Consider the following 8,432-nt stretch of genomic DNA (forward strand, 5'->3'; position numbering starts at 1 on the left):
AAGCTGTTTTCTCTGCCTGACACTCCGAAAGCTGATGACAGTGAAAACAGGATTTCTTTCAATTCCATTTTAAGCTCCGTTTCCGTGTTAATATGTTATTTCAATAACGCGGTTACCGCTTTATCGGCAAGCGTTGCGCCGTAATTTAATCTCTGGTTGACATAATATCAACATTATGTTAATAAATATCTCTTTTTCACAGCATATTTACTGCATTTTTAAAGGCATTTCCCCGCTCTTCGAAATTTTTGAAACTATCGAAACTCGCGCATGCCGGAGAAAGAACTACAATATCGCCTTCATGGGCATTTTTCTTTGCAATTTTGACCGCAGCCGCAAGACTTTCGCATTTGATTATAGGAAGTCTGCCCTCTTTAAAGTTTTGCGCCTTTACAACACTAGTGTAAATTTTTTCAGCAGTATTTCCTATAAGAAGAAGGCATTTGACATGATCGTTTACCTCTTCGCCCAAAATATCAAATGGGATTTTCTTGTCATATCCGCCAGCGATAAGTATCAGCTTCTGCTCGAAAGAATGCAGACCGGCAATAGTCCTCGTAGGGCTAGAAGCAATAGAATCGTTATAATATTTGACTCCCTCAAGCTCACGCACAAACTCAAGCCTGTGGGCGATGCCTTTAAAGCCCTCAGCAACCTTCTCAACAGCGTCCATTTTCACAAAATCTAAAACTGCGAGAATAGCCGCCATGTAATTTTCAACATTATGATCGCCAGGAAGCGCAATCTGGACACGGTTAAGAACAGGTTCGGCTTTCCCGTTTTTGCTTATAAACAGCATCCCATTTTCATAGAATGCGCCGTTTTCGACACGCTGTCTTGAAGAAAAATATAAGACACGCCCCCTGCCGCTTGCGCCAAAGCCCCGAGTTATATCATTATCATAGTTTACTACAAGCAGTCCGTTTCCATCCTGATATTTTAGTATGTTTTCTTTTGCGCTGATATATTCCTCCATAGACTTATGCATATCCAGATGGTTAGGAGTAACATTCGTTACAACTGCGACATCGGGACTTTTTTTCATTGTATGAAGCTGAAAGCTTGACAGCTCAACAACGGCAAAATCATCAGGCATTATCTCATCAATGATCGGCAAAAGCGGTCTTCCTATATTGCCCCCGAGATGAACGGTATAACCCTGAGCCTTAAGCATCTCAGAAATAAGTGTCGTTGTGGTCGACTTTCCGTCGCTTCCCGTAACTGCAACGATTTTGCATGGACACAGATCGAAAAAGACCTCCATTTCGCTTGTTATCTCAATGCCGCGGTCAGCCGCCTCTTTAAGTTCCGGAAGGTCTATCCTCATCCCCGGTGTTTTAAATATGATGTCAGCGTCTATAGCGCTTAAATAATTAGGACCAAGGCACATTTCAACGCCAAGGTCAGAAAGGTTTTCATATAAACTTCCCAGATGCTCGGCGTCAGACTTGTCGCAGGCGGTAACGCGGGCGCCGTGTTTAACCAGCATCTGGATCAGGGGACGGTTGCTGACTCCGATACCAAGCACCGTCACACGCTTATTCCTTATCTTTTCGTAAAACTTTTTAAGGTCACTGTTCATATTTGCCTCCGAGCCCAAAATAAAACTTTAAATATCATTATATCTTATTTATGAGAATTTTTCAATTATAACTATAATGTTTGACTTTATTAACATTGTAGGTTAAAATATTATGACGAGCAAGTTGAGCAGTCGCGTCCCCTTATCAGGGATGAGGAAAGTCCGAGCTTCACAGGGCAGGATTGTGGGTAACGCCCACCAAAGGCGACTTTAGGGAAAGTGCAACAGAAATTATACCGCCGCGTTTTCGCGGTAAGGATGAAACGGCGAGGTAAGAGCTCACCGGTGCATGGGTGACCATGCAGCCTTGTAAACCCAATTTGAAGCAACGCCAGACAGGAAGCGGCCTTACGGCCGGCATTTGCCCGATGCAATTTCCGAGTTGGCGGCATGAACTGCGTGGCAACGCGCAGTCTTAGATAGATGATTGTTCAAGACAGAACTCGGCTTACAGACTTGCTCGTTTAAAATATTTATATATCAAAAACGGCAGGAAAATTCCTGTCGTTTTTTTATTAATTTTGTATTTATTTAGCCACCGATTTTATATATAATCTATTTAAACAATGGAGGTATAAAAATGCTTGAAGATATAAAACAAGGATGTCTATCCTGCCGGAAATGCCGGCTCTGTGAAACAAGGAACAACGTCGTTTTTGGCACAGGCAGTGAAACAGCAGATATAATGTTTGTCGGTGAGGCTCCCGGAAAAAACGAGGACGAGACCGGCGTGCCGTTTGTAGGCGCTGCCGGTAAACTGCTCGAACGGATGCTTGACGCCGTCGATCTGTCCCGAAACGACATATACATCGCTAATATTGTAAAATGCCGCCCTCCGCAAAACCGTGATCCCCTTGCGGATGAAGAAGACGCATGTATCCCCTATCTCTTTGAACAAATACATATAATCAAACCTAAAGTAGTTGTATGCCTAGGCAGGATATCGGCAAAAAGGCTCATCCATTCATCCTTTCAGATAACGCACGAACGGGGAAAATGGTTTACAATGCCTGATTATGATATTATGGCAACGTTTCACCCTGCCGCGCTGATATATGACAGTTCAAAAAAAGGCGATACATTTTTAGATTTTAAAGAAATTAAACGGAAAGCCTCTGAGTTATAGACAAAGTGATTTTTTCGGTATGACCGTTGATTTGATTTTCCGGTCATGCCGATATTTTTATTTTATCACAAATAAATGGCCATTTTTTGTTTTATATTTTCGCTTACAGTCACACTTTTTTCAAAAAAGGATAGAATGTAGTATAGCACGCTAAGGAGGCTCCATTATGAATTACGTGATTCCACGTTATTTTCTGGGAACCAATTCGCCGGAGGGTTTTTTCTCATACTATAGCTATCTTATTGATTTGAAAACAGCCAACCGGGTGTATGTTTTAAAAGGCGGCCCCGGAACAGGCAAATCCTCATTCATGAAACATATCGCAGATAATCTTGCGTCAGAGGGTATACCCTATCATCTTATACATTGTGGAAGCGATCCAAAATCGCTTGACGGTGTATACTTTCCTTCAATCAAGTGTGCGATAGTAGATGGCACTGCTCCGCACGTGATAGATCCAGTCTATCCGGCGGCAGTAGAAGAGATAATAAATCTGGGGGAATATTGGGATGCACCCAAAATAAGGGAAAACAAGGAAATGATTATTTCTTTAAACTCAGAGATAAAAACATTTTACGCCAAAGTCTGTAAATACCTTTCAGCCGCAAAACAGATATCATCTGATACATACGCGGCAGCATTCAGCTTTTTAAATATTGAAAAGCTGTCAAGTTATGCAATGGGCTTTACAGATAAATTTTTTAAACAGAAGGATAAAAAGGCTGTAATAACAAAACGCATTATAAGAAACATAACATCAAGCGGTATAATCGGGTTTGAGTCAGAACTTGCGGCACGTGCCGAAAAGGTGTTTATTATTAAAGATCTGTACGGGCTTGCTCCGATTCTTATGGGCGAAATTATGTCATCGATCACCGCCATTGGCTATGACGCGGAAGTATATTATAATTTCCAGGCGCCTGATCGTGATATCGATGCGCTATTCTTCCCTGAGCGCAGCATTGCGGTTATAGTATCAAATGACACCAGCCCGTATGACGGTGAATATTACCGCTGCATCCATATAAGGCGTTTTGTGGATATGGAAGGTCTAAAGCATTATAAGATAAGGCTCAGATTCAATGCAAAGGCGACAGATCTGATTATGGAAGAAGCGATCGAGTCGCTTGCACAGGCAAATAAAATACATGAAAAACTCGAATCATATTACATACCAAACATGAATTTTAAAGAAATAGACAAACAAGTAGATAAGTATTCAAAACTGCTGCTGCAATACAAATAAAGTTTGTGCCTAAAAAAAGAGAGGCTTATCACCTCTCTTTTTATACGTATACGTTTTTTAGATCACACATCAATTAACGCATTTTCCGCATGGCTGCAAACCTTTTTTCTTTGCCTCGTCAAGTGTGGTTGCAATAGCATTTTTACCAGCACATTTTTCACTGTAATGATATTTTTTGCCGGTAGGCGTTATATACACAGTGTCGCCCGGCTTCTTAACCGAATCTTTTTTATTAATAACACTTACTTTGAATCCCGCACTTGACACAGACCCGTCAGTAGACTTTACATAAACAGTGGTTTCACCAACTTTTTCAGCAGTTAAAGATACGGTTAATATTATTTTCCCGCTTACCTCTTTAAAACTGGCAAGAGCCGTTTTTGCAACATCGGCATTCGCGCTTACGACCTTTAAATCACTTTCTGGAACTTTTATCGGCGTAATAGCATAAGATATTTGAGTTTTACCGCCTACTTCAGATTCCCACGATGTTGTTTTCTGGGACAAGTCTATAGCAGTTATAACAGGTTTTTTCACGCTGTCTTTAGCCGCGGGCTTGGACTCTGTTGACTGCTCTTTCGGCTGGGTTTCTTTAGGCACAGCTTCAGGAACTGAACTTTTATCCGTGTCATTATCGCTAATTTGAGTTGGCTCCTGTGAAACAGTCTTAGGCTGCATATTTGCCACATTACCCATTACTGCGGAGCTATCTTTAATTTTAAGAACGCCTATTATCACAAACGCAGCGACCAGCAACAATAATCCTGATAAAAGTATTGTTGCAAGTTTACTTTTCTTTTTTTTGTTTAAAGCTTTCGGCAAATTTTCTTCTTTTTCATTTGCAGTGCCATTTTCAAATATATTTCCGCACACCTGACAGACTTTAAGTTCATCCTCCGCTTGTGCCCCGCACTTTTCACAAATCTTCATAGTAATCCCCCCCTGCTTAACTCAGAGAATATATTGTCAGAATATAAGAAATATTGTAACATACTGATTATATCTCTCAGTAATTAGCAGCTATAGCAATATCTTGCTGTAATGCCGACTATTTTAATGCTTTAGGCAAACTTACCGAGAGAAAAACAAATATATTTTTAACCCAGTTGAAAAATAAAAACATCTTAAATCGTACTGTAGATGAAGGGAGTTGAATGGATGTATTTATTAGGTACCGATGAATACATAAAGCACATTGTCACACAGTATAGTCAAATGCTGCTTAGAATTGCGTTGACACGGCTTAAGTCAGCTGCTGACGCGGAAGATGTGGTGCAGGAGGTTTATATCAAACTCATGACTAAAGCTCCATCGTTCCACAGCGAAGAACACGAAAGAGCATGGCTTATTCGAACAACAATCAATCTTTCGTGTGATATGCTAAAGTCGTCAGCAAGGAAAAATATCCCTCTCTGCGATGATCTTGCAATGCCGCAAGACGAAACCACGCAGCTTCTTTCTGCTGTTCAGTCTTTACCTGAAAAGTACAGTACAGTGTTGCATCTATATTGTTACGAAGGTTACTCCATAAAGGAGATTGCCCGAATTCTTGCTCTGCCTGCAGCGACGGTCGGGACACGCCTTTCCCGCGCAAAGGCACGGTTAAAGCTGATTTTTGAAGAGGAGGATAAATCATGAATATAAATGATTATAAAGCCGCTTTCGATTCGGTAAAATTCAGCAAAGACTTTGAAAATGACGCTATTGAAGCAATGCTTCGCGCTGCAGACAGAAAAACACTTAAGGAGGATAACGAAATGAAAACTCATAAAGCATTAAGGATAACTGTTATTGCGGCGGCATTAGTTGCATTGCTCGCTCTTTCAGCATTCGCAATCAACGCTTTACTTACACCAAGGGAAGTCGCCTCACATGCCGGAGAAAATAAACTTTCTGAGGCTTTTGACTCAAATAAAGCTGTCAACATTAATGAAAGCCAAACACTAGGAGAGTATAATCTTACCGTTGAAGGTTTAGTCAGCGGCAGTAAGCTTACACAAAATTGCCCGGAAGCAGACCCGAACAGAAGTTATATCGTTGCTTCACTTGCCTACTCTGACGGCCGCAAATTCGCCGATATAAGTGAAGGCGATATTTCTATGACTCCGGTTATTTCCGGTTATAAGCCTTGGCAGGTCAACGCTTGGACACTCGGAGGCGGATATGTTGGGTTTTTGGCTGACGGCGTCAAATATTACATCTTTGACTGCTCAAATATTGAGGTATTTGCCGACCATGATATATACCTTGCCGCTTATGTGGGGTCAGGCACTCCCCCAAGTTCAAAAATATTAAAAATTGACGACAAAGGCAACATCTCATTTAATGAAAGTTATACAGAACCCCATGCAATGTTTAAGCTTCCAATTGATAAATCAAAAGCAGATCCCGCTAAAGCAAAAGAGCTCCTCAAATCATCAGGAATGCCTATAGAATAACTTGCAAAAAAAGAAGGACTATATTTCAAGTCCTTCTTTTTTTATAATTTCTTATAATTTAACTTTGAATATTGATTTCTTACCCTTTTTCAGAATTATATACCCTTCTCCAAAATCTGTTTTATTAAATGCCTTCTGGGCGCTTTCAACCTTTTCATCGTTAACTGTGATGCCGCCCTGATCGACAAGCCTTCTGGCTTCGCCCTTTGACGGAACGATCTTTGTTGTCGTCAGCAGATCGAGGATACCGATCTCGCCGTTTTGGAATGCGTCCGCCGGAAGCTCTTTAGTCGGCATGTCTTCGCTTACAGAGGCATTGGCAAATAAAGATTTAGCGGCTGCCTGAACACGTGAGGCTTCTTCCTCCCCGTGCACCATTTTTGTCACTTCGTATGCCAACAGCTCTTTTGCGGCATTGAGCTCCTGTCCGGATTTAGACCCGAATTCATTTTCTATATCTTTCACAGGGATAAACGTCAGCTTTTTCAAAAGATTGACGACATCGGCGTCGCCAACATTGCGCCAGTATTGATAAAATTCAAAAGGCGACGTCTTTTTCGGGTCAAGCCAAACCGCACCTTTTTGGGTTTTGCCCATTTTTTTACCGTCGCTTGTCGCGAGTATCGAAAATGTAAGGCCGTATGCCTCTTTGCCGGATTTGCGGCGTATAAGCTCGATACCGCCGAGGATATTGGCCCACTGATCGTCGCCGCCAAGCTGCATTACGCAGTCATAATTCTTATTAAGCTTATAAAAATCGTATCCCTGCATCAGCATATAGTTGAATTCAAGGAATGACAGGCCACGTTCAAGACGCGTTTTAAAGCATTCGTATGTCAGCATTTTATTAACAGAGTAGTGAATGCCGACATCGCGCAGAAATTCTATATAATTAAGCCCTAAAAGCCAATCCGCGTTGTTGAGCATCAAAGCCTTGCCGTTTGAAAAGTCTATGAGATTCGCCATTTGGCTTTTAAAGCAGTTCGAATGATATTCAACTGTTTCAGGTGTCATCATTTGGCGCATGTCCGTCCTGCCTGTCGGATCGCCAACCATTCCTGTGCCGCCGCCGATCAGAGCGATAGGTCTGTGTCCGGCGCGCTGCATCCTAGCCATTGTTACCAAAATCAAAAAATGTCCTACATGGAGGCTGTCAGCCGTCGGGTCAAATCCCGTATAAAAAGTGATCGAGTGATTGTTTAACAGATCCCTGACTTCTTCCTCATGAGTCGTCTGCGCAATAAGGCCGCGTTCTTTTAGCTCTTCAAAAATTGCCATTTTCTAAACCCCCGTTTATTTTCGCTTTTCAAGCATGTCACGCGCGGCGTCAAGCGCCGTCTTAGTTATATCCGCGCCGCTTATCATACGTGCGATTTCGCTGATCCTGCCGTCTTTGTCAAGCGGCATTATGGTTGTAAATGTATTATCGGCTTTAGCCGTTTTAGTTATCAGATAATGGTTGTCAGCTATAGCGGCAATCTGTGACAGGTGCGTAACGCAAAGCACCTGATGTGCAGATGCGATCTTTTTCATTTTCTCCCCGATCTTTTCCGCCGCCCTGCCGCTTACTCCGGTGTCTATTTCATCAAAAATCAGCGTCCCTGTCAAATCTATCCCGCTGAATATGCTTTTTATTGCAAGCATTATTCTTGAAAGTTCGCCCCCTGACGCGATTTTTGAAAGCGATTTTGGCGGTTCGCCAGGATTCGCGGATATAAGGAAGGTGACTTTGTCTTTTCCGTTAATATTAAATACTACAGGATTCTGCGTCATAAAGTCAACGATAAATTTGACACGGGGCATTTCCAGAAAGGAAAGCTCAGAAACGATAAGTTTTTCAAGGCGTGACGCAGCTTCTTTCCTTTTTTGCGACAGCTTTTCCGCCGCTTCTTCCTGAAGCTTTAAAGCTTTTTTGTATTTTTCATCAAGTTCAGCAGTCTTCTGATCGGCAAATTCTATATTTGAAAGTTCCTCTTCACACTGCTGTCCATAAGCGATTATTTCATTGACAGTGCCGCCGTATTTCTGTTTAAGGCGATA

General features: G+C 41.9%; 8 protein-coding genes and 1 other RNA gene. 5 read left to right on the forward strand and 4 right to left on the reverse strand.

Going from position 1 to position 8,432, the window contains the following annotated elements; all coding sequences use genetic code 11:
• Positions 1 to 196 precede the first annotated feature (196 nt).
• Positions 197 to 1,582, reverse strand: a complete 1,386-nt coding sequence (gene murD / locus Q8865_10155) for a UDP-N-acetylmuramoyl-L-alanine--D-glutamate ligase (protein ID MDP4153778.1) — start codon at positions 1,580 to 1,582, stop codon at positions 197 to 199.
• Between the two features lie 116 nt (positions 1,583 to 1,698).
• On the opposite strand from murD, the gene rnpB reads away from it, so the two are divergent.
• From rnpB to Q8865_10170, 3 genes are all read left to right on the forward strand, one after another.
• An RNA gene (gene rnpB, locus Q8865_10160) (RNase P RNA component class A) lies at positions 1,699 to 2,049 on the forward strand.
• A gap of 113 nt (positions 2,050 to 2,162) precedes the next feature.
• Entirely contained in the window at positions 2,163 to 2,708 is a 546-nt protein-coding gene (locus Q8865_10165) for a uracil-DNA glycosylase (GenBank protein ID MDP4153779.1), read from the forward strand.
• A 166-nt stretch (positions 2,709 to 2,874) separates the two neighbouring features.
• Positions 2,875 to 3,954: a hypothetical protein gene (locus Q8865_10170; GenBank protein MDP4153780.1), complete on the forward strand. Its 1,080-nt coding sequence runs from the start codon at positions 2,875 to 2,877 to the stop codon at positions 3,952 to 3,954.
• Positions 3,955 to 4,023: 69 nt separating this feature from the next.
• Here Q8865_10170 and Q8865_10175 read toward each other — a convergent pair whose 3' ends face one another.
• Entirely contained in the window at positions 4,024 to 4,884 is an 861-nt protein-coding gene (locus tag Q8865_10175; GenBank protein ID MDP4153781.1) for a hypothetical protein, read from the reverse strand.
• 228 nt (positions 4,885 to 5,112) lie between these two features.
• On the opposite strand from Q8865_10175, the gene Q8865_10180 reads away from it, so the two are divergent.
• Positions 5,113 to 5,592 carry a sigma-70 family RNA polymerase sigma factor gene (locus Q8865_10180; GenBank protein MDP4153782.1) on the forward strand — a complete coding sequence of 160 codons (480 nt, stop codon included), beginning with the start codon at positions 5,113 to 5,115 and terminating at the stop codon, positions 5,590 to 5,592.
• Positions 5,589 to 6,392 (forward strand): hypothetical protein, encoded by an 804-nt coding sequence (locus Q8865_10185; GenBank protein MDP4153783.1) that lies wholly within the window; start codon positions 5,589 to 5,591, stop codon positions 6,390 to 6,392. The genes Q8865_10180 and Q8865_10185 overlap by 4 nt, the downstream gene beginning before the upstream one ends.
• A 51-nt stretch (positions 6,393 to 6,443) precedes the next feature.
• Here Q8865_10185 and tyrS read toward each other — a convergent pair whose 3' ends face one another.
• Positions 6,444 to 7,670: a tyrosine--tRNA ligase gene (tyrS, locus tag Q8865_10190; GenBank protein ID MDP4153784.1), complete on the reverse strand. Its 1,227-nt coding sequence runs from the start codon at positions 7,668 to 7,670 to the stop codon at positions 6,444 to 6,446.
• Between the two features lie 15 nt (positions 7,671 to 7,685).
• A partial coding sequence (locus Q8865_10195) for a DNA repair protein RecN (protein ID MDP4153785.1) occupies positions 7,686 to 8,432 on the reverse strand: 747 nt, incomplete at its 5' end.

This window comes from Bacillota bacterium (genome assembly GCA_030705925.1).
In the GTDB taxonomy this organism is placed as follows: Bacteria; Bacillota; Clostridia; order Oscillospirales; family Feifaniaceae; genus JAUZPM01.

Excerpts from the sequence above, each read along its gene's own strand:
- murD (MDP4153778.1), bottom strand. The coding sequence starts at position 1,582 with ATGAACAGTGACCTTAAAAAGTTTTACGAAAAGATAAGGAATAAGCGT.
- Q8865_10165 (MDP4153779.1), top strand. The coding sequence starts at position 2,163 with ATGCTTGAAGATATAAAACAAGGATGTCTATCCTGCCGGAAATGCCGG.
- Q8865_10170 (MDP4153780.1), top strand. The coding sequence starts at position 2,875 with ATGAATTACGTGATTCCACGTTATTTTCTGGGAACCAATTCGCCGGAG.
- Q8865_10175 (MDP4153781.1), bottom strand. The coding sequence starts at position 4,884 with ATGAAGATTTGTGAAAAGTGCGGGGCACAAGCGGAGGATGAACTTAAA.
- Q8865_10180 (MDP4153782.1), top strand. The coding sequence starts at position 5,113 with ATGTATTTATTAGGTACCGATGAATACATAAAGCACATTGTCACACAG.
- Q8865_10185 (MDP4153783.1), top strand. The coding sequence starts at position 5,589 with ATGAATATAAATGATTATAAAGCCGCTTTCGATTCGGTAAAATTCAGC.
- tyrS (MDP4153784.1), bottom strand. The coding sequence starts at position 7,670 with ATGGCAATTTTTGAAGAGCTAAAAGAACGCGGCCTTATTGCGCAGACG.